The organism is Nonomuraea sp. PA05, from assembly GCF_008086045.1.
Lineage (GTDB): Bacteria > Actinomycetota > Actinomycetes > Streptosporangiales > Streptosporangiaceae > Nonomuraea > Nonomuraea monospora.
Window position 1 is genome coordinate 54827 of the sequence record NZ_VSEY01000038.1, and the last position, 20837, is coordinate 75663.

Consider the following 20837-nt stretch of genomic DNA (forward strand, 5'->3'; position numbering starts at 1 on the left):
ACGCGTCCAGCAATTACCCCAAAAGCAAGTAGGAAGGGTTGGCTTCATGGCGAAGGGGGGTGCTGTGTGCGGGTGTCGTCGCCGTCGCGTGACCGGCGATGCCGTGTGGTGCCGCCATAATGGAAAGGCGGTTTCCAGCGGGTTGATTTTCCAAGATTCCGAGTATTCCTACCAACCGTATGGGAAAATAACAGCATGAGCCTGGACGAGATGCGCGCGTCGAGCGCACGTGCCGACTCCCCGCTGACCGCCGCCATCCTGGCCGGCCGGTGGATCCGATCGGCCGCGACCGACGACGAGCACGGGCGGCGCTGGCGGGCGAACCCCGACACCCGCGGCGCGTCAGCGGTCACCGCCGAACCCTGGTCGCTGTACTCGGGCGGGGCCGGAGTCGTGCTGTTCTTCCTGGAATTGGCCGCCGCCACCGGGCACGAGGCGTACCTGGAGGACGCCAGAGCGGGAGCCCGCCGGCTGGCCGCCACCTGGCGCGAGCAGGACGACCTGTCCCTCTACCACGGGCTGACCGGCGTGATGGTCGCCCTCATGGAGGCGGGCTGGACGCTCGGCGAGCCCGAGTTCGAGGCGGAGGCGGCGGCCATCGCCGACCTCATCGTCCAGCGGGGCCGCAGCGGCGGCGACGGGGTGACGTGGTCGCGCGACCCGGCGCAGCGGGGCGAGGGCGGGATCATCCTGGGGCTGCTGCGGGCCGCCACCCATCTCGGCGTGCCTGCGTACGAGGAGGCGGCGGTGGAGGCCGGTCGCCGCATCGCCCGCCTGCCCGTGCCGGGCCACCGCTTCGGCGACTGCGCCGACCTGCCCGTGGACGCCGTCACCCCCGGCTTCCTGGCCGGTACGGCCGGCACCGCGTTCCTGCTCGCCCGCCTGTACGGGGTGACGGGCGACAACCAGTTCCTGAACGCGGCCCGCAGCGGCGCGGCCTTCGTCCGTGAGGTCAGCGTCGTGACCGGCGCGTGCGCGGTCGTCCCGCACCACGTGCCGCACGCCCGTAGCCTGCACTACCTCGGGTTCTGCTCCGGGTCGGCGGGTGTGGCCAGGATGTTCTACGAGCTGCACCGGGTGACGGGCGACTCCGGCGATCTGGAGTGGGTGGAGCGGCTGGCGCGCGGGATCGTGCGCAGCGGGGTGCCGCGACGGCGTACCGAGGGGTATTGGAACGTTGCCTGCCAGTGTTGTGGTGCGGCGGGTGTGATCGAGTTGTTCGTCGGGCTGTGGGCGGTGACCGGGGATCCGGCGCACCTGGAGTACGCGCGGACGCTCGCCGCCGACCTCATCGGGCGCGCCACCGACCCCAACGGGCAGGGTTATCGCTGGTACCAGGCTTACCGGCGGCTGCGGCCCGGTGAGGTGACGGCCGACACCGGGTACATGGTGGGGGCGGCCGGCATCGGTGCGGCGCTGCTTCATCTGGATGCGGCGGGGCAGCCGAAGCAGGCGCGACGGATCATCCTCTTGCCCGACAACCCGTTCCCGGCCATCCCGATACCGCCTCCCGCGACCGCCGGTGAGGTTTGAGGGAGGCAGTCGGCACGGCCCCCGCGAACTGGTCCGGCCACGGCGAAGCGGCGTGGGTTGAGCGTGGTGGCATGCGTTAGGCGCGGTGCGGTGCGTAGATGGGGTGGCGTGCGTGAGGCGCGGTGGCGTGCGTTGGTGGGGTGGCGTGCGTTAGGTGGGGTGGTGTGGCCTGTGCAGGGCGGCCAGGCCGAGAGGGCGGCGGCCGCTCGTAGCGAGGCGCCATGGCCTTGGCGAGGCGGCATGGCCTAAGCGAGGAGCGCGAAGCGGGGAGGCCAGGCGCCGGTCCCTGCCGCGCAGGGCAATCCAGCGCCCGGCCGCCCCAAGCAAGCTCAGCCGCTCCAAGCAAGCTCAGCCGCTCCAAGCAAGCTCAGCCGCTCCAGGCAGGCTCAGCCGCTCCAGGCAAGCTCAGCCATAGGCCTTGACCTCCAACAGCCCGACCGACCCGGCCCCGCTCTGCAACACGACCCGAAGCCGGCTGGTGCTGACCGCTCCGAACGTCACCCGGTTATACCCGTTCACCGCGGTCGGATAAGTCCCGGGCACATCAACGTACCCACTCCCGTTCCAGTACTGCAGCCGCCAAGAAGCAGGCACCCGCACCCCACCGTTGTCATCGAAGAAGTACACCTCAGCCGACCGCAACGTCTGCGCCGAAGCCCAGGTCAGCTCGCCCCACTGCGTCCCCGTCTGCGGCCACGTCCCCCACCTCCGGTTGACGGTGTCGTTGGACGAGGGCGGGTCGATGCCGTCGTTGAGGGCCGCGACGCTCTCCCAGGGCGAGGTGTAGGAGGCCGAAGGAGTGGCGTTCAGGGCGAGGTTCGCGGCGGGGGTGCCGCCGACGGTGAGGGTGAAGGACCGGGTCACGGGCGTGCTGAGCCGGTCGTAGTCGCGGAGCTGGACGGTGAAGGTGGATGTGCCGGCCGTCGTCGGGGTGCCGGTGATGGCGCCGGTGAAGCGGTCGAGGGTGAGCCCGGCGGGCAGCGAGCCGCCGGTCACCTGCCAGTCGTAGAAGGGCACTCCGCCCCGGGCCGACAGCGTGTGCTGGTAGGCGGCCCCCGGCGTCGCCTGGGGGAGGGAGGTGGTGGTGATGGACGGCGGCAGGAACGGGGTGAGGTTGCGGTTGAGCTTCCACCCGGCGTTCTCGGCCACCAGGAGCGCCAGCTTGGTGAGCATCCAGCGGCGGGTGGGGAACAGGTGGGTCCAGCCGCCGCTCTGCCCGCTGATGCGGTCCCAGTTGGGCTGGTCGCCGGGGATGTGGTAGCTGCTGTCGAGCGGGACGGCGCGGCCCTGGTACGCGACCACGTCCGGGTCGTTGCCGCCGCCCGCCACGTAGGAGCGCATCCCGGCCCAGTCGCTGTGGAAGGCGACGGCGTGGCCGTACTCGTGCATGACCAGGCCGTGCACGTCGAGGACGGAGCCCTGGATCTCGGTCCGGTACCAGTCCTCGTCGGCGAGGGACGTGAACAGCTGCTTGTTCGCCTCGTCGTACTCGAGGATCATCGCGGTCGAGCGGTGCAGCGGGCCGGGCACCTGCTGGCCGCCGCGCGTGCTGTAGCGGCCGTTGCTGGCGGGGTAGCCGGTCGAGTACGGGGCCTGGATGCCGCGGAAGAAGACGTACATGCCGTTGTAGGCGGCGTTGTTGGTGACGTTGACGGTGTTCTGCCAGTCGTTGCCGGGCAGGTGGTTGGGCTCGGCGCCGGCAGCCACGGTGTCGAACGGCTGCAGGTCGAAGAAGCGGAACCAGTCCTTGACCGCCTCCTCGGCGGCGGTGCGCACGCCGGTGTTCGAGAAGTAGCCGGTGATGGTGTCGTAGCGGTAGTCGAAGGCGATCGGGATGGTGGGCTGCAGCGCGGTCTTCTCGTCCTGCTGCACGTGAATGGGCAGGGAGTGCTGGTACGTGGCCCCGCCCGCGTCCCTGATGGACAGCCGCAGCGTGTGCTGCTCGTCGGCGCCGGGCCCGCGCTTGGAGTGGATGGCCAGGCGGAAGGCCTTCTGCTCGGAGGCGCTGGCGAAGGTCAGGGTCTTGGTGGCGCCGGTGGCGGTGAGCTGGCTGGGCAGGTCCATCATCAGCCTGGACGTGCCCTCGGCCTTGAGGTCGATCGTGAGCGGGAAGCGCATGTCGGCCGGCGGCCTGACGGTGAGCTCGACGTACGGGTTGGCCAGGTAGCCCTGCCAGTCCACGAGCTTGACGCCGTAGGAGTTGACGGTCCTGCCGAACATGTCGACGAGCTGCGCGGGGCCGGCCGCGTGGGCGGGCCCGGCGGGGGCGGTGAAGAGGGACGCGATGAGGGACGCGAGGAGGAGGACGGCGACGACGACCGGTCGTCTCATGGCGGAAACCTTTCGCCAGGGGGTGCGGGCACCCGCCGCAAGGGCGGGGATTGCGAAAGATCTAAAAGGTTTTCGGAAGCAAAACCCACCCGTAGCCGTCTGTCAAGGGCGCTCTGCTCCCCTTGCAGCAATGCAACGTTCCGATAACGAAGAAAAGGTTTTCGGACAGTGCGGCTTGCGATCAAGGACGCGGTGCGGGAGCAAGGGAGGGCAACCGTTTGCCTCGGATTCGCGCACCTGTCGATCTCTTGACTGGTGCTGTATCACATCTTACATTGCGGGCGAGGAAAACCTCTTCCCGATCACAGGGAGCACGATGTCTGACCTCACGGGCCGCGTCCGCGGCCCGCTGGCGCCTTCCACCGCGGCCCAGCGGCCACTGAGCATCGACGACGTCGAGATCCACGCGGGCCCCTTCGGCCGCTGGCAGCAGATCAACCGGCAGGCGAGCATCCCGCTCGGCCTCGAACAGATGGAGAAGTCCGGCGCGGCGCCCAACCTGAGGCTGGCGGCGGGGGAGGCGGAAGGCGTCTTCCAGGGCTACCGGTTCCAGGACTCCGACCTGTACAAACAACTGGAGGCGGTCGCCTGGGAGCACTGCAGGCACCCCGACGACGAGCACGACGAGACCTACCGCGCGTTCGTCGCGGAGTCGGCCGCGCTGCTGGCCCGCGCCCAGCGCCCCGACGGCTACCTGAACTCCCACTACCAGGTCGTCAAACCGGACAAGATCTTCACCGAGCTGGAGTACAGCCACGAGATGTACTGCGCCGGCCACCTGATCCAGGCGGCCGTGGCGGCGGCCCGCGCCGGGCTCGGCGAGGACCTGCTCGGCGTCGCCCGCCGCTTCGCCGACCTGCTCGTCCGGCGCTTCCTCGTGGACGGCGACGACGGCATCGACGGCCACGCCGAGATCGAGACGGCCCTGGTCGAGCTGTACCGGCTCACGGGGGAGCGGTCCTACCTGGAGCTGGCCCGCAAGCTCATCGACAACCGCGGCAAGGGCCTGATCAAGAACACCGGCATGGGCCCCCTGTACGCCCAGGACCACCTGCCCGTCCGTGAGGCCGGCACCGCCGCCGGGCACGCCGTGCGCCAGCTCTACCTGGAGGCGGGCGTCGTGGACGTCGCCGTCGAGGCCGGCGACGCGGAGCTGCTGGCCTCCTCCGTACGCCGCTGGGAGGACCTGGTCGCCACCAAGACCGCCATCACCGGCGGCCACGGCTCGCGCCACGACGGCGAGGCGTTCGGCGAGCGTTACGAGCTGCCGCCCGACCGCTCCTACAACGAGAGCTGCGCGGCCATCGCCAGCGTGCACTGGAACTGGCGGCTGCTGCTGGCCACCGGGCACGGCCGCTACGCCGACCTGATCGAGCGCACCCTCCACAACGCCTTCGCCGCCTCCACCAGCGCCGACGGCACCCGCTTCTTCTACGTCAACCCGCTGCAGCGCCGCGCCGACCTGTTCGAGGACGCCTACCTGGGCAGGCGGCGGGAGTGGTTCGCCTGCGCGTGCTGCCCACCGAACATCATGCGGCTGGTCTCCTCGCTTGGTCACTACGTCGCCACCACCGGCGACGACGGCGTCTCGGTGCACCAGTACGCGCCGGGCGTGATCCGCGCGGGCGGCGTCACCCTCGACGTCGAGACGGACTACCCGTGGGACGGCCGGGTGCGCTTCACCGTCCGGTCCGCGCCGGGCGGCGAGTGGACGCTCCGGCTCCGCGTGCCCGCCTGGAGCGCCGCCACCACCCCGGCCCCGGGCCCTGACGGTTACGCCGCGATCCGGCGCGAGTGGCAGGCGGGCGACACTTTCACCCTCGACCTGGACCTGACGCCCCGCCTCGTCCGCCCGCACCGCAGGATCGACGCCCTGCGCGGCTGCGCGGCCGTCGAACGCGGCCCCCTCGTCTACTGCTTCGAGCAGATCGACCAGGACACCGATCTCGACGACCTGGCCCTCGCCCCCGGCGCCGCGCTGCGCACCGTCGAGCGTGACCTGCCCGGCGTCGGCAGGACCGTGCTCATCGAGGCCGACGCCGTCCGCCTGCCGCCCGCGCCACCGCACGGGCTGCCCTACACCACCGGCGCCGGCGAAGCCCCCGCCGGACGCGCGACCGCCACCGCCGTCCCGTACCACCAGTGGGACAACCGCGACGGCGGTCCGATGCGGGTCTGGATGCCTCTCGCTCAACAAGCCTGAACGCCTGAAAAGGAAACACCCCCCATGAAGAGAAGAGATCTGTTAAGAATGGGCGCCCTGGCCGCGCTGGGCGCGGCCGGAACGGCGGCCTGCGGCTCGGGCGGTGGCGGCGGGGCAGCCGGCGCCACCGAGCTGCAGTTCATGTACTGGGGTTCGACGTTCGAGAAGGCCGCCGTCGAGAAGATGCTCAAGGCCTTCGAGCAGAAGAACCCCGACATCAAGGTGAAACCGGTCTTCACCCCCGACGAGTACGACGTCAAGCTCAACAGCCTCGTGGCCGGCGGGAAGACGCCCGACGTGGGCTACGTGCCGATGTCGATGTCGTTCCGGCTGGCGGAGCAGGGCAACCTGGTCAACCTCTTCCCGTACCTGCAAAAGTACCCGCAGCTCGCCGGCTACCTGCCGGACGCCTACCTCTGGTACGGCCAGGACAAGCTGCACGGCGTCTCCACCGCCAACGAGATCGAGCTGCTGTGGTACAGCAAGTCCGCGATCGCCGCGGCCGGCCTGGCCGCGCCACCGGCCGTGGCCGCCTCCGCCTGGTCGTGGGACCAGCTCGTGGAGAACGCCTACAAGCTGACGGTGGACCAGAACGGCAAGCACCCGGACGAGTCCGGCTTCGACCCCGGGCAGGTCCGCCAGTTCGGCATCTCGATCAGCCTCACCTACGCCGCCGCCTGGTACGGCTTCCTGCGCAGCAACGGCGCCGACTTCGCCGACGAGGCCGGCAGGACGTGCCTGCTGGACAGCCCCGAGTCCATCCAGGTCTTCCAGAACCTCCAGGACCTCATCTACAAGCACCGCGTCGCCCCAGGACCCGGCCAGCTCGCCGCGACCGGCGACGACGTGCCGGGCACCAACATCCTGCTCAAGACCAAGCGGGTGGCGATGGTGGTGGACGGCCACTGGGCGCTGCTCGACATGAACGAGAGCAAGGTCGACTACGGCATCGGCGTGCTGCCCAAGTACGCGGAGCCGTTCACCACCTCGCAGGTCGCGGGCGCCTCGTCCGTGTTCGCCGGGACCAAGCACGTGGAGGAGGCGGTGGAGCTGTTCGCCTTCCACATCGACCCGCGCTACGTGGACCTGTACGAGCAGGGGCTGTGGATGCCGCAGGAGAAGAAGTACTACGAGGACCAGGCGGCCATCGACTCCTGGACGAAGAACGACGGCCACCCGCCCGAGTTCCGCACGGCGGTCGTCGACTACGCGCGCGACCACGGCGTGCCCGACCTGCGCAACCGGGTCAAGAACCTGTCGGCGATCTCCAGCGACGTCCTCACCCCTGCCTTGCAGGAGCTGGAGTCGGGCAAGCGGCCCGCCGCCGACGTCCTCAAGGTGGTCACCCCCAAGATCACCGGCATGCTGCAGGGGTGGCAGCACACGCAGGAGCCGTGAGGTGGCTCGCAACGGGACCGGCCTGTCGGGGCAGCGCCGCATGGAGCGGCGCTGGGGCGTGCTCATGGCGCTCCCGGCCATCCTCGGATTCGTGATCTTCACGGCGGGGCCGATGCTGGCCTCGTTCGTGTTCAGCCTGACGGACTGGCAGGTGGGCGGGACGCCGGCGTTCGTCGGGTTCGGCAACTACACCGAGCTGGCCCGCGACGAGCTGTTCTGGACGTCGCTGAGCGCCACCACCTACTACACGCTCGGGGCCGTCCCGCTGGTGCTGATCGTGTCGTTCGCGGTGGCCATGCTGCTCAACCAGAAGGTGCGCGGCCTGCCGGTCTGGCGGACCGTCTTCTACCTGCCGACGCTGGTGCCGGCCATCGCGAACGTGGTGCTCTGGATCTGGATCTTCAACCCCGACTTCGGGCTGCTCAACTCGCTGCTGCGCCAGGCCGGGCTGCCTACCGGGCAGTGGATCTACGACGAGTCGACGGCCATCCCGTCGCTGATCGTCATGAGCACCTGGGGCTTCGGCAACACCATGGTGATCTTCCTGGCGGGGTTGCAGGGCGTGCCGCGGCACCTGTACGAGGCCGTCTCCATCGACGGCGGCGGCGCGTGGCGGCGCTTCTGGCACGTGACGCTGCCGATGATGACGCCGACCATCTTCTACAACCTGGTGGTGGGCGTGGTCGGCACGTTCCAGGTGTTCAACCAGGCGTACGTGATGACCGAGGGCGGGCCGAACAACGCCACGCTCTTCTACGTGTACTACCTGTTCCGGGTGGCGTTCAGGGAGAGCGAGATGGGGTACGCGAGCGCGCTCGCCTGGGTCCTGTTCATGATCATCGTGATGATCACGTTCCTGCTGTTCAGGAATGCGCGGCGGTGGGTCTACTACGAGATGGCGGGCGCCCGATGACGGCCGTGCAGGCGCCGCCGCGCGCGGCGAAGGTGGCGCCCACCGCGGGCCTGCGCAAACCCCGAAGGTACGGCAAGGTCCTGCTCTACCTGGCGCTGGCCGCAGGGGCGGTGCCGACACTGCTGCCGTTCGTGTGGCTGGTGCGCAGCGCGCTCATGCAGGACGCGCAGATGTTCATCGCGCCGCCGGAGTGGATCCCCTCGCCGTTCCAGTGGTCGAACTTCACCGAGGCGCTCACCGCGCAGCCGTTCTGGCTGTACTTCGTCAACACCGTGATCATCGCGGTGATCAGCGTGCTGGGCACCGTGCTCACCTGCTCGGTGGCCGCCTTCAGCTTCTCCCGCCTGCGCTGGCGCGGCCGCGACGTCACCTTCGCCGTGCTGCTCAGCGCCGTCATGCTGCCGTACGCGGTGACGCTGATCCCCACCTTCGTCATGTGGCAGGAACTCGGCGCGCTGGACACGTTCGTCCCGCTTACCGTGCCGAGCTGGTTCGCCGGGGCGGGCGGCGGGGTGTTCAACGTGTTCCTGCTGCGGCAGTTCTTCCTGACGATCCCGTTCGAGCTGGACGAGGCCGCCTACATCGACGGCGCCTCCCCGTGGCGGGTGTTCTGGACGATCGTCATGCCCCTGTCGAGGCCCGCCATCGTGGTGGTCACGATCTTCACGTTCATCGGCACCTGGAACGACTTCCTCGGGCCGCTGCTCTACCTCAACGACGAGCAGAAGTACACGCTCTCCCTCGGCCTGGCCTCCTTCCAGAGCGTCTACCTCACCCAGTGGGGCTACCTGATGGCCGCCTCCGCCGCCGTCATCGCCCCGATCATCGTCCTGTTCTTCTTCCTGCAGCGCTACTTCATCGAGGGGGTCACGCTCACCGGCATCAAGAACTGAGGAGCGCCCGCAGCCCGGCGTCGGCCAGGTGCGGGACCGCGGCCCCGACCGTGTCGAAGCCCTCGCCGACGGTCATGCCCTTCATGTGGCGGGCGTGGATGCCCTCGGCGATCACGGCGATCTTGAAGTAGCCGAGGGCGAGGTAGAAGTCGAGCCGGCCGAGGTCGCGTCCCGACGCGCGGGCGTAACGCTCGGCCAGGTCCGCGACGGGCGGCAGGCGCTCGCTGGTGGAGGCGGCCGAACCGCCGAGCACGGGCTCGAACGCCGGGTCGCGGTAGACCAGGTGCAGGCCCAGGTCGGCCAGCGGGTCGCCGAGCGTGGCCATCTCCCAGTCGACCAGCGCCCGCACCGTGCCGGGGTCGTCCACGGCCAGGATGGCGTTGTCGAGGCGGAAATCGCCGTGCACCACCGTTCCCGTTCTTGTGCCCGTGCCCGTCGCGGGAACCGCCTCGGCCAGCCGGGCGGCCAGGGTCTCGACGTCGGGCAGCTCCCGGGTGGCCACCCGGCGCCACTGGTCCGACCAGCGGGCCACCTGCCTGGTCAGGAACCCGTCCGGACGGCCGAAGTCCGTCAGGCCCGCCTCCTCGTACGGCACGGCGTGCAGCGCGGCGAGCACGTCGATCAGCGCGCGGGCGCAGCGGGCCGCCTCCGCGTCGGAGTAGCGGCCGAGGTCCTCACGGCTGCGCACCACGACGCCGGGGACGTACTCCACCAGGGAGAACGCGCAGCCCAGCACCGACGGGTCCACGCACAGCGCGACCGGGCGGGCGACCGGGACGCCCGTGCCGTGCAGGGCGGCGACCACCCGGTACTCGCGCGCCACGTCGTGCGCGGACGGCGTGAGGCCGCCGAGCGGCGGGCGGCGCAGCACCCACGCGCGGTGGCCGTCGCTCAGCCGGTAGGTGAGGTTGGAGCGCCCGCCGGGCAGCAGCTCGGCCGTGATCGGGCCGGCCGCCTCGGGGACGTGCGCGGCGAGGTACCGCGTCAGCGCGCCCAGATCCAGCCCAGGCGGGGAACCGGTCACCGCGGCGTCGGGCGCGGGGCGATGGCCGTGCGGGGAGCCGATCATCGGGTCGCCGTGCGCCGGGCGATGGTCCGGCGGATGACCGGTCATCGGGTCGTCGTGAGCCGGGCGATGGTCGGGCGGGTGGCCGGTCACCGGGTCGCCGTGCGCAGGGCGCGGCGGGCGATGGCCCAGCGGTGGGTTTCGGTCGGCCCGTCGTAGACGCGGAACGGGCGCACCTCGCGCAGGAACCGGCTGAGCAGCACGTCGCCGGAGACGCCCAGCGCGCCGCAGACCTGCAGCGCCCGATCCACCACCCGCCAGACCGCCTCAGCGGTGAACGCCTTGGCGATCGAGGTGGACTGGCTGGCGCTGTGCCCCTTGTCCAGCTCCCAGCACGCCTGCAACGTCAGCGCCCTGGCCGCCGCCATGTCGATCTCGGAGTCGGCGATCATGCCCTGCACCATGCCGAGGTCGCCCAGCCGGGAGCCGAAGAGCCGCCGCTCGGCCGCCCGCGCGAGCGCGATCTCCTGGGCCCGGCGCGCGATGCCGAGCCAGCGCATGCAGTGCGTCATCCGGGCCGGGCCCAGCCGCACCTGGGCGTAGTCGTAGCCCTGGTCCACCTCGCCGAGCACGGCCTCGTCCGGCACCACGCACCCGTCGAAGTCCACCTCGCAGTGCCCGCCGTACAGGCTCTCGTCGAGGGTGTCGATGTGCCGGACGACCTTCATGCCGGGGTTGTCCGCGTCCACCAGGAACATGGTCGCGCCGCCGCGATCGCCCGGCTCGCCGGACGTGCGGGCCATGCAGATGGCGAACGCCGCGCCGTCGGCCCCGGTGATGAACCACTTGCGGCCGTCGATCCGCCAGCCGCCCGGCACGCGGACCGCCCGGGTGCTCAGCGCGGCCGGGTCGGAGCCCGCGCCCGGGGCGGGCTCGGTCATGGCGAAGCAGGAGCGGATCTCGCCCAGCGCGAGCGGGCGCAGGTAGCGCTCCTTCTGCGCCCGGCTCGCCACGAACTCCAGCAGGTGCATGTTGCCCTCGTCGGGCGCGGCGACGTTCAGCGCGAGCGGCCCGAACAGGGACCAGCCGGCCTCCTCGAAGACCGCCGCCCGCCCGCGCATGTCGAGGGCCTGCCCGCCGTACTCGGCCGCCACGTGCGGCGCGAACACCCCGGCCTGCTTGGCGGCGGCCTGCAGCCGGACGCGCATGGCCTCGCCGCCGCGCGCCGCCACGCCGTCGTGGCGCTCCTCCTCCGGCACCACCACCTCGCGCACGAACGCCGCCGTCCGCTCGGCCAGCTCCACCACGTGTGGCACGTGCGACAGATCGACCGCCACCGGAACCCCTCCCTAGGCTAATGACCATTAGCCCCATCTTGGGCGGGAACGGCGGCGCTGGTCAAGACCGGCTAGCAGCCATTAGCCTGTGGGGCATGACAGGGCGGGCCGTGGACATCAGGGCGGCGGCGCTGGCGTTGTTCGCCGAGCGCGGGTATCAGGCGACCACCATGGCCGACATCGGGGCCGCCCTCGGCATCCGCGGGCCGAGCCTGTACAAGCACGTCGGCTCCAAGCAGGAGCTGCTCGCCCAGATCATGATCGCCACGATGGACGCGCTGCTCGACGGGCACCGGGCCGCCGTCTCCGGCTGCGACGACGTCGCCGAACGGCTGCGCCGCGCCACCGAGGCGCACGTGCGCTTCCACGCCCGGCACCGGCTGGAGGCGTTCGTCGGCACCCGGGAGATCCGCAGCCTCGAAGAGCCGCACCGCGCCGGGGTGCTCGACCGGCGGGCGTGCTACGAGGGGAAGTTCAGGGAGATCGTGGCCGACGGGGTGCGCCAGGGGCGGTTCAAGGTCGCCTCGGCCAAGCTGACCTCGTACGCGATCCTGGACCTGGGGATGGGGGTGCCGGTCTGGTACCGCGAGGACGGCGAGCTGACCGAGGACCAGCTCGTCTACCAGTACGGCGACTTCGCCCTGCGACTGGCGGGCGCGCGGGGATACTAGGGGCTGCCCGACCTCACGGGCCGGAATCCTGCGCACCACCGTCAGCACAGGAGGATCGATGAACGACGACTTCCCGCCCTTCCCCGGCGCACGCCCATCGGCCTGCCCCTTCGACCCGCCGCCCGAGTACGCCGGCTGGCGGGAGGCGGACGGGCTGCAGCGGGTCCGGCTGTCGGACGGCTCCCTCGCCTGGGCGATCAGCCGGTACGACGACATCCGCGCCGCGCTCGGCGACCCGAGGATCAGCGCCGACGACCGCAACCCGAACCTGCCGCTCAGCGCCGCCGCCCTGTCCAGGCCGCCCGCCTTCCCCCGCATGGACGACCCCGGGCACGCCAGGCACCGCCGCATGCTGATCAAGGACTTCACGCTCAGGCGCATCAACGGGCTGCGCCCGCGCATCCAGGAGATCGTGGACGGCTTCCTGGAGGAGATGACGGCCAAGGGCCCGCCGGCCGACCTCGTCCAGGACTTCGCGCTGCCCGTCCCGTCGCTGGTGATCTCGCTGCTGCTCGGCGTGCCGTACGAGGACCACGAGTTCTTCCAGCGCAACAGCGGCGTCCTGGTCAACCCGCTCTGCTCGGAGCAGGACAAGACGCAGGCGTCGGTCGCGCTGTTCACGTACCTGCTGGAGCTGGTGGAACGCAGGCGGAGCGACCCGGGCGACGACATCGTCAGCCGTCTCGCCCGCGAGCGGGTCGCGGCCGGCGAGCTGACCGCGCAGGAGGCCGCGATGAGCGGCATGACGCTGCTGGTCGCCGGCCACGAGACCACCGCCAAGATGATCTCCCTGGGCACGCTGGCCCTGCTGTGGCACCCCGACCGGCTCGCCGCCCTGCGCGACACCGGCGACCCGGCCGTCGTCGCGAACGCCGTGGACGAGCTGCTGCGCTACATCACGCTCGCCGAGAACCTCATCGTGCGCGTCGCCGCCGAGGACGTGGAGATCGGCGGCCGGCTCATCCGCGCCGGCGACGGCATCATCTTCAACCTCCTGTCGGGCAACCACGACCCGTCCGCCTTCCCCGACCCGGACGCGCTCGACCTCGGCCGCAACGCCCGCGGCCACGTGGCCTTCGGCTACGGCGTCCACCAGTGCCTGGGCCAGCCGCTGGCCCGCGCCGAGCTGGAGATCGCGCTGCGCGGGCTGCCGGGGCTGCGCCTGACGATCCCGCTGGAGAAGGTCGAGCTGCGCCCCGACCTGAGCCGCTACCCCAGCGAGTTGCCGATCGCCTGGGGCTGACCCGGCTCGCCGCGCGGTCTCACTCAGGCGGGTCCGTGCAGCAGCTCATGGAACTTCTTGTGCCGCTCGTACGAGGCCGGCGGCCCAGCCTCCCCCGCCCGTGCCGTGACCGCCGCGGGCGGGGTGGCGGGCTTGACCGGCTCGTACAGCCACGTCTGGAACAGCGCGTCGAGCTGCCTGCCGGAGATCTTCTCCGACAGTGAGACGAACTCGTCCGTGTCGCCGTTGCCGTGCTGCTTCGTCCTGGCCCAGGCCCTGATGATGGCGAAGAAGTCCTCGTCGCCGACCTCGCTGCGCAACGCCTGCAACGTCATGCCGCCACGCCAGTAGACCGAGGCGTAGAAGAGGAAGGCGGGGGTCGGATCGCCGGGAACCCGCACCCAGAAGCGGGGATGGTCGGCCGGGAGCTCGTCGTAGAGCGCGTTGGCCAGCTCGGCGGCGGTGCCCGTGCCCTCCTTCTCCGACCACAGCCACTCGGCGTAGGTGGCGAAGCCCTCGTTCAGCCAGATGTCGCGCCACTGCTTGAGCGCGACGCTGTCACCGAACCACTGGTGGGCGTTCTCGTGCACGACGACGGCGACGTCCGGGCCGGTCTCGAAGAAGATCGAGTCGTAGACGGGCTGCGTCTGCGTCTCCAGCGCGAAGCCCACGTTCTCGTTGACGACCGAGCCGCCCATCGAGGAGAACGGGTAGCGGCCGAACACGCTCGCCTCCCAGTCGATGATCTCCGGCGTGCGCTCGACGCTGGCCTTCGCGAACTCCAGGCGCGGCCCGAGGGTCCTGTCGTACGCCGTGAACACCGGCAGGCCGGTGGACGAGCGCCCCTTGTGCACCTCGATGTCGCCGATGTAGAGCGTGGCCAGGTAGGTGGCCATGGGCTTGTCCATCAGCCAGTGGAAGGTGGTCTTCCCGCGCGAGGTGCGCTGCGAGGCGAGCACGCCGTTGCTGATCGCCTGCTTGCCCTCGGGCACGGTGACCGAGACGTCGAACGTGGCCTTGTCCGCCGGGTGGTCGTTGCTCGGGTACCACCACCAGGCGATCTCCGGCTCGCCCAGCGCGAGCGCGCCGTCGGCCCGCTTGATCCACGGCCGGACGACGCCGGGCACCTCGATCGAGCTGGGCACGCCCCCGTAGGTCACCTCGACCACGAACGGCAGGAAGCGGGGCAGTGGCCGGGCCGGGGTGATCTCCAGCTCGTGCGCGCCCGTCCTGGCGAACGCCGCCCGGCCGCCGTTGACCTTGACCTCCCGCACGTCCAGCAGGAAGTCCAGGTTGAAGCGCGTCAGCGACTGCGAGGCGGTGGCCAGCAGGGTCGCCTTGCCGTCCAGGCGGTCGGCGCCCGGCTGGTAGTCCAGCTTCAGGCTGTAGTGCCTGACGTCGTAGCCGCCGTTCCCGTAGTCGGGGAAGTAGACGTCCCCGATGCCCGGCGCTCCGGGCGCTGCGGTCGTGGCCGCGGCGGGGACGGACAGAGGGGCGGCGAGTAGCAGCGACAAGGCGGCGGCCGTGGCGGCGCGCCTGAGCGAGCGCGGGAACATGTCCCTCCTCGGCAGAGGTCCGGTGCACGCGAAGCTACGTCAATCGCGGACGCGTGCAAAGTGCGGGCCGCTGGCCGGAACCGGTCATGCCCGGCCGGTCGGTGGCACGGGGGCTCGCCCGTGCCACCGTGCCACCGACCGGGGCCTGATCAGAGGATGTTCAGGAAGCCGCCCCAGCCGCTGCCGAGCGACTGGCGTGCGCCGAGGCCGCTGCCCTGGTGCGGGTAGTACCAGAGGCTGCCGCCCGAGTCGACGCCGAGGACATCGGCGAACCCGTCACCGCTGAAGTCCATGGCGCGGATGAACCGGAAGTTCTGCCAGCCGCCCGAACCGATCTGCTGCCGCGCCCCGAGGCCGCTGCCCTGGTGCGGGTAGTACCAGAGGTTGCCGCTGCTGTCCGAGCCGATCACGTCGGCGAACCCGTCGCCGCTCCAGTCGGCCGCCACCATGTGCTGCAACGACGCGAAGCCGGCCCCGATGCGTTGCCCGGTGCCCGTCGGAGCCTGATTGTTCTGATTCGGGAAGTAGTACAGGTCGCCGTTGGTCGCGTCGGCGACGAGCAGGTCGGCGTGGCCGTCGCCGCTCCAGTCCGCCACCGCGAGGTGGCGCGTCGCCCGGCTGAAGTGGCCGAACGGGATCGGGCCGTCGAGCCGGTTGCCGTTGTGCGGGTAGTAGAAGAGGTAGCCGTCGGTGTCGATGCCGAGGACGTCGGCGAACCCGTCCCCGCTCCAGTCGCCGGCCTTGACATGCCGGAACCTCGACCAGCCGTCGCCGATCTGCGAGGGGCCGGTCAGGCGCAGCCCGTTGTTCGGGTAGTACAGCAGCCGGCCGGCGGCGTCGATGCCGAGGACGTCGGCGAACCCGTCGCCGCTGAAGTCCGACACCGCGCCCGGGCGGCCGGCGAACGCGCTGCCCGCGTGAGCGACCGCGGCCGGAGCGGCCAAGATGGCCGCGAGCGTCACGATCAGAGCGATGCGTGTTCTTCGGAACATGGTCATGGTCTCCTCGTTCTCGTCGAGGCTTCAGCACAGGCTGGCCGAGGCCGTGGATCGTCGGGGTTCGTAAGGCCGAGGATGCGGGCCGCGGTCGCGTTTGTCCGGACCGGTGGACGCACACCGTTCGACCGTCCGTGCACAATGCGGCTCAGGAGCCGGACCGCCGTTCCCGGTAGGCGCTGGGCGTCAGACCGTAGGCGCCGCGGAACGCCCGGCTGAAATGGGTGTGACTGGCGAAGCCCCACCGGGCGGCCACGGCACCGATCGGAACCCCGGCCAGCAACGGGTCGGCGAGGTCGCGACGGCAACGTTCGAGGCGTTGCCTTCTGATCCAGCCGACGACCGTGCGCCCTTCCTCGTGGAAGAGCCTGTGCAGATACCTCAGGGAGATGTGGTGCGCCGCCGCGATCATGGCCGGAGCCAGCCGCGCGTCGCCCAGATGGTCCTGGATGAAGGCGTGGATCTTGGCCGTCAGCGCCTGCTGCCCGGTGCGCGGGGGGACAGGGGGCTCTGTGTCGAGCGCGTCGGCCAGCGACAGCGTCAGTACGTCGAGGGCGAGGGCGAGGGCGGACAGCTGGGAGGTCTCGGAGGCGCTCAGGTCCTGTAGGTCGCGCGGTGGTGACTGAGGTGACTGAGGTGACTGAGGCGACTTGGGTGACTTGGGTGACTTCGGTGACGAGCAAGGAAGGCGCAGGAGCGCGTCGTAGTGCGTCCAGACCTTCGTGCTCACCTCCCTCCAGAACACGGACCGTTCTGCCGCCGGGACCTTATCGGTACTGATCATGTCCATCAGGCGACTATCAGGGCGCCCCGTCGTCCCGGGCCAGCGATGTCGGGTCGCGTGTCCCGTTTCCTGGCAGGTCTGGCAGGTCTGCCAGGGTGCCGCCGCCATCAGGCGTCAGCCCAGGTCACAGAGGGTAGGCCAGTCGCAACTGGGGGGAAGTGACATGGACCGGATTCGGGGTGGGCGGCCTGCGGCGGGTGGCGGGGCGTGGCCGTGAGCTGGTTCGCCGCCGGCATGCGGGGCCCGCTCAAGTGGCCCGGGGAGATCACCGCCGGGGTCACGCTGGCCGCGCTGGCCGTCCCGCTCAACATCGGGTACGCGCAGATCGCCGGGCTGCCGCCGATCGCCGGCCTGTACGCCGCCATCGTGCCGATGCTGGTGTTCGCGCTGCTCTGCTCCTCCCGCCAGCTCGTGGCCAGCCCGGACGCGCCCATCGCCGCGCTCATCGCCTCCCTGCTGGTCGCGATCGCCGCCCGGCCGGGCAGCCCGCAGTACGTCGAGCTGGCCTACGCCCAGGCGCTCGTCTGCGCGGCGGTGTTCCTGCTGTTCTACGCCTTCAAGCTGGGCTTCCTGGCGAACTTCCTGTCCGAGCCCGTCCTGGTCGGCTTCATCGCCGGGCTGGCCGTCGAGATCCTCACCAGCCAGGTGAAGAAGATCCTCGGCATCCACACCACCGCCGAGCGGTTCTTCCCCGAGCTGTGGGAGATCCTCACCAGGATCCCGCAGGCGCGTCCGTGGAGCGTCGTCGTCGGGGTCGCCACCATGGTCGTGATCGTCGCGCTGCGCAGGTTCCTGCCCGCGCTGCCGGGGCCGCTCGTCGCCCTGGTGGCCGCCACGGCGGTGGTGACCTGGGCCGGGCTCGACAAGCTCGGGGTGTCCGTGCTCGGTCACGTCCCGTCCGGGCTGCCCGTGCCGCACTGGCCGTCGATCACGCTGGGGCAGTGGGCCGCGCTCGTCCCCGGGGCCATCGCCATCTGCGCCGTCACCCTGGCCGACGGGCTGCTCACCGCCCGCCGCTACGCCGAGCAGCACGGGTATCCGCTCGACGCCAACCAGGAGCTGCGCGCCTTCGGGCTGGCCAACGTGGCCGCCGGGTTCACCCAGTCCATGACCGTCGGGTCGAGCGCCTCCCGTACCGCCGCGATGGACGCCGCGGGCAGCCGGTCGCAGATACCGAGTGCGGTCTGCGCGGTCGTGGTCGCCGCCCTGGTCGCGTTCTGCTCCGGGCTGCTCGCCTATCTGCCCAACACGGCGCTGGCCGGGATCGTGGCGGTGGCGGTGGTCCGGCTCATCGACGTGCGCAGGCTGGCCGAGCTGTGGCGGCTGCGCCGGTCGGAGTTCTGGATCGCGGTGGTGTGCCTGCTCGGCGTCCCCGTGCTCGGCTCGCTGACCGCGGTGGTCATCGCGTTCCTGCTGTCGGCCGTGGACGTCGTCCGGCGCGCCTCCCGGCCGAGCACCGCCACCCTGCGGCCGGGCGAGCACGGCCGCTACACCGAGGGCCCGGCGGAAGGGCCGCTGGTCGTCTACCGGTTCGAGAGCCAGTTGTTCTTCGCCAACGCCGGCACGTTCAAGAGCGAGATCACCCGCATGGCCGACGACGGCGCCGAGTGGATCGTGCTGGACGCCGAGGCCGTCACCGACGTGGACGTCACCGGAGCCGAGGCGCTCCGCGAGACCGCCGCCGCGCTGCGCGAGCGCGGCGTCACCTTCGCCGTCGCCCGCGCCACCACCGGGCTGCGGCGCCTGCTGGCCCACTACGGCATGAGCGGGCTGACCTTCTACGACTCCAACGAGGCCGCGGCCGCCGCCCACCGGGAGAGTGACCATGGGTAAGGCCTTCGCCGACATGCTGCCCTACACGATGGGCCTGATCGTCTCGCCGTTCCCGGTCGTGGCCGTCATCGCCCTGCTGGTCAGCGCGAACGGCCGGGCCAAGGCGCTGCTGTTCGCGCTCACCTGGCTGGTCATGAGCTGGGTCGTGCTGATCGCCCTCATCGCGCTGCTCGGCGCGCTCGGCGCGGGCGGGCACGCCAGGCCCGCCTGGCTGGGCTGGCTCGCCCTGGTCATCGGGGTGCTCCTGCTCGCGGCGGCCGCCGTCGGCATCCGCAGGGCCGTCCGCCGCACGGACGGCGCGGCGCCCGAGCCGCCCCGCTGGATCGCCGCCATGGACACCATGACACCCCCCAAGATCGTCGCGGTGGCGGCGCTGCTCATCGTGGCCAACCCGGTCAACCTCGCCTCGCTGGCCGGCGGGGCCATCGCAGCCTCCGGCGAGCCGCTGCCCGCCGGTCAGCAGGCCGTCGTGGCCGCCGTGTTCGTCGTCATCGGCAGCCTCGGGGTGCTCACCCCCTACGCCACCGCGCTCGGCGAGGGCGGGCAAGGGCGGCTCGCGTGGATGCGCGGCTGGCTGATCCGGCACAACGGGGCGCTCACCTTGCTGCTGATCCTGGTCTTCGCGCTGCTGTTCCTGGCCAAGGGGCTGCGCGGCCTGCTCGGCTGAACCTTGGTGGGTTGTCAGGCCCGCACGTGTCGCCTACGCTCTTTCGTAATTATGAATTTACGTAGGAGAGTGCGATGAGCGAGGACAGACTCGCCGAACTCGAGCGCCGCATCGCCCGCCTGGAGAGCCGGGCGGGCATCGCGAACACGGCGCGCCGCCCGCCCGCTGCGCCGCCGTCCCTCGCCGCCGCCGCGACCGGCATGCTCCGCCAGGCCAAGGAGGCGGACGAGGCCGGGACGGTCGGGTACGCCGGAGCCTCGCGGATGGCCGGCGGCGAGAGCCTGTGGGACCGGCAGGTCTCCCTCGCCACGCTGCTGTCGGCCGACTGGGCGCCCGTGGCCGGCGTCCTGGAGTCCCTGGGCAGCCGGCCCCGGCTGGCGCTGCTCGCCGAGCTGCTGCGGCAGGGCCGGTGCACCAGCACTGACCTGCAAGAATGCCTCAGCAGGGACGGCGAGCAGACCACGACGGGGCAGCTCTACCACCACCTGCGGGCGTTGCAGGGAGCCCGGCTCATCATGCAGCGGCGGCGGGGCGAGTACGCGCTGGCGCCCCAGGCCATGATCCAGGTGCTCACCATCCTGGCCGCCGCCTTCGACCTGGCCAACGACCCGCCGTTCGGCCTGCCCGCCGGACCGCCCATGGATCTGCCCACCGTGGAGTGACCCTCACGGGAGACGGGTGCGGGCCCTCGGGCACACTATTTCCTTTAAAACCAGTAGGAAATATTGACTTATCCGGAATGTCGGCTTAGCGTCGTGACCATGAGCCAGGGCCTCCTCCTCACCAGGCGCCCCCACGTGGACCACGGCCACGTCAGCAGCGCCCAGTGTCGTTGATCACGCGTACACCTCCGCCTCCTTCGACAAGCGCAAAAGCTCTCCCGTGAGGACCCTCCTGTGACCCCCACCAGATCAGTCCTGCCGTCCATCCGCCCCCGCCTCGCCCCCGAGGGGAGCGCGGCATGACGGAAACGCTGCCCGGGCGCGCCGTCGCCGCCGAGCACTTCCGCCGCGCGCTCGCCGTGCACGCCAGCGGCGTCGTGGTGATCACCGCGCAGACCGGCGGCGTCCCCGCCGGGCTGACGGCCACCTCGTTCTCCTCCGTCAGCCTCGAACCGCCGCTGGTCTCCTTCTACGTGGACCGTTCCTCGACCACCTGGCCGCTGCTCGCCTCCGCCGACCACTTCGCGGTCAACATCCTGGCCAGTGACCAGGCCGAGCTGGCCGCCCGCTTCGCCCGCAAGGGTGTCGACCGGTTCGCGTCGCCCACCCGCTGGCGGCCGGGGCCGCTCGGCGCGCCGCTGCTGCTGGACGTCTCCGCGCACCTGGTCTGCCTGCCGTACGAGCGGGCCGAGGTCGGCGACCACCTGCTGGTCGTCGGGCTCGTCGCCGAGGTCGAGACGCACAGCACCGGCCGCCCCCTGCTGTACCACCAGGGCCGCTTCGGCCGTTTCCTCCCGCACCCAGAAGACTGATCCCTCCGCACGTGGAGTCGA

The 20837-nt window shown here is 71.1% G+C and carries 17 protein-coding genes; 11 read left to right on the plus strand and 6 right to left on the minus strand.

From position 1 onward, the window contains the following. The first annotated feature begins 195 nt into the window (after window positions 1–195). On the plus strand, window positions 196–1533 hold the full coding sequence (locus tag FXF51_RS44465) for a lanthionine synthetase LanC family protein (RefSeq protein WP_148440827.1): 1338 nt from the start codon (window positions 196–198) through the stop codon (window positions 1531–1533). A 405-nt stretch (window positions 1534–1938) separates the two neighbouring features. Here FXF51_RS44465 and FXF51_RS44470 read toward each other — a convergent pair whose 3' ends face one another. After that, window positions 1939–3864, minus strand: a complete 1926-nt coding sequence (locus tag FXF51_RS44470) for an Ig domain-containing protein (RefSeq protein ID WP_148440828.1) — start codon at window positions 3862–3864, stop codon at window positions 1939–1941. Window positions 3865–4180: 316 nt separating this feature from the next. On the opposite strand from FXF51_RS44470, the gene FXF51_RS44475 reads away from it, so the two are divergent. The 4 genes from FXF51_RS44475 to FXF51_RS44490 are packed head-to-tail and all read left to right on the plus strand — an operon-like array spanning window position 4181 to window position 9271. Then, the gene (locus FXF51_RS44475) at window positions 4181–6067 is read left to right on the plus strand and encodes a glycoside hydrolase family 127 protein (RefSeq protein WP_148440829.1); all 1887 of its coding nucleotides are present in this window, start codon (window positions 4181–4183) and stop codon (window positions 6065–6067) included. Window positions 6068–6091: 24 nt separating this feature from the next. Further along, window positions 6092–7465, plus strand: a complete 1374-nt coding sequence (locus FXF51_RS44480; protein ID WP_148440830.1) for an extracellular solute-binding protein — start codon at window positions 6092–6094, stop codon at window positions 7463–7465. Window position 7466: 1 nt separating this feature from the next. Next, window positions 7467–8378 carry a carbohydrate ABC transporter permease gene (locus FXF51_RS44485; RefSeq protein WP_222871741.1) on the plus strand — a complete coding sequence of 304 codons (912 nt, stop codon included), beginning with the start codon at window positions 7467–7469 and terminating at the stop codon, window positions 8376–8378. Beyond that, window positions 8375–9271, plus strand: a complete 897-nt coding sequence (locus tag FXF51_RS44490; RefSeq protein WP_148440831.1) for a carbohydrate ABC transporter permease — start codon at window positions 8375–8377, stop codon at window positions 9269–9271. The genes FXF51_RS44485 and FXF51_RS44490 overlap by 4 nt, the downstream gene beginning before the upstream one ends. Here FXF51_RS44490 and FXF51_RS44495 read toward each other — a convergent pair. Further along, on the minus strand, window positions 9261–10385 hold the full coding sequence (locus FXF51_RS44495) for a phosphotransferase family protein (protein ID WP_262380246.1): 1125 nt from the start codon (window positions 10383–10385) through the stop codon (window positions 9261–9263). The two genes, FXF51_RS44490 and FXF51_RS44495, sit on opposite strands and share 11 nt — an antisense overlap. A 41-nt stretch (window positions 10386–10426) precedes the next feature. Beyond that, window positions 10427–11614 (minus strand): acyl-CoA dehydrogenase family protein, encoded by a 1188-nt coding sequence (locus tag FXF51_RS44500; protein ID WP_148440832.1) that lies wholly within the window; start codon window positions 11612–11614, stop codon window positions 10427–10429. Window positions 11615–11709: 95 nt separating this feature from the next. Here FXF51_RS44500 and FXF51_RS44505 point away from each other — a divergent pair, with 95 nt between their 5' ends. Both FXF51_RS44505 and FXF51_RS44510 read left to right on the plus strand, forming a co-directional pair. Continuing rightward, on the plus strand, window positions 11710–12285 hold the full coding sequence (locus tag FXF51_RS44505) for a TetR/AcrR family transcriptional regulator (RefSeq protein WP_148440833.1): 576 nt from the start codon (window positions 11710–11712) through the stop codon (window positions 12283–12285). Between the two features lie 58 nt (window positions 12286–12343). Beyond that, the gene (locus tag FXF51_RS44510) at window positions 12344–13528 is read left to right on the plus strand and encodes a cytochrome P450 (protein WP_148440834.1); all 1185 of its coding nucleotides are present in this window, start codon (window positions 12344–12346) and stop codon (window positions 13526–13528) included. A 23-nt stretch (window positions 13529–13551) separates the two neighbouring features. Here the strand turns inward: FXF51_RS44510 and FXF51_RS44515 are convergent, their stop codons facing one another. The 3 genes from FXF51_RS44515 to FXF51_RS44525 form a co-directional block, all read right to left on the minus strand. After that, the gene (locus FXF51_RS44515; RefSeq protein ID WP_148440835.1) at window positions 13552–15063 is read right to left on the minus strand and encodes a M1 family metallopeptidase; all 1512 of its coding nucleotides are present in this window, start codon (window positions 15061–15063) and stop codon (window positions 13552–13554) included. Window positions 15064–15212: 149 nt separating this feature from the next. After that, window positions 15213–16055: an FG-GAP repeat domain-containing protein gene (locus FXF51_RS44520; protein WP_187414922.1), complete on the minus strand. Its 843-nt coding sequence runs from the start codon at window positions 16053–16055 to the stop codon at window positions 15213–15215. A gap of 151 nt (window positions 16056–16206) precedes the next feature. Continuing rightward, window positions 16207–16842: a helix-turn-helix domain-containing protein gene (locus FXF51_RS44525; protein ID WP_222871742.1), complete on the minus strand. Its 636-nt coding sequence runs from the start codon at window positions 16840–16842 to the stop codon at window positions 16207–16209. Window positions 16843–17049: 207 nt separating this feature from the next. On the opposite strand from FXF51_RS44525, the gene FXF51_RS44530 reads away from it, so the two are divergent. From FXF51_RS44530 to FXF51_RS44545, 4 genes are all read left to right on the plus strand, one after another. Continuing rightward, window positions 17050–18675 (plus strand): SulP family inorganic anion transporter, encoded by a 1626-nt coding sequence (locus FXF51_RS44530; RefSeq protein ID WP_148440838.1) that lies wholly within the window; start codon window positions 17050–17052, stop codon window positions 18673–18675. Continuing rightward, window positions 18668–19342 carry a GAP family protein gene (locus tag FXF51_RS44535; RefSeq protein ID WP_148440839.1) on the plus strand — a complete coding sequence of 225 codons (675 nt, stop codon included), beginning with the start codon at window positions 18668–18670 and terminating at the stop codon, window positions 19340–19342. The genes FXF51_RS44530 and FXF51_RS44535 overlap by 8 nt, the downstream gene beginning before the upstream one ends. A gap of 74 nt (window positions 19343–19416) precedes the next feature. Further along, a complete protein-coding gene (locus tag FXF51_RS44540; protein WP_148440840.1) occupies window positions 19417–20004 on the plus strand; it encodes a helix-turn-helix domain-containing protein in 588 nt (195 codons plus the stop codon). A 299-nt stretch (window positions 20005–20303) separates the two neighbouring features. Continuing rightward, window positions 20304–20816, plus strand: coding sequence for a flavin reductase family protein (locus FXF51_RS44545; protein WP_148440841.1), 513 nt, complete (start codon window positions 20304–20306; stop codon window positions 20814–20816). Window positions 20817–20837 lie beyond the last annotated feature (21 nt).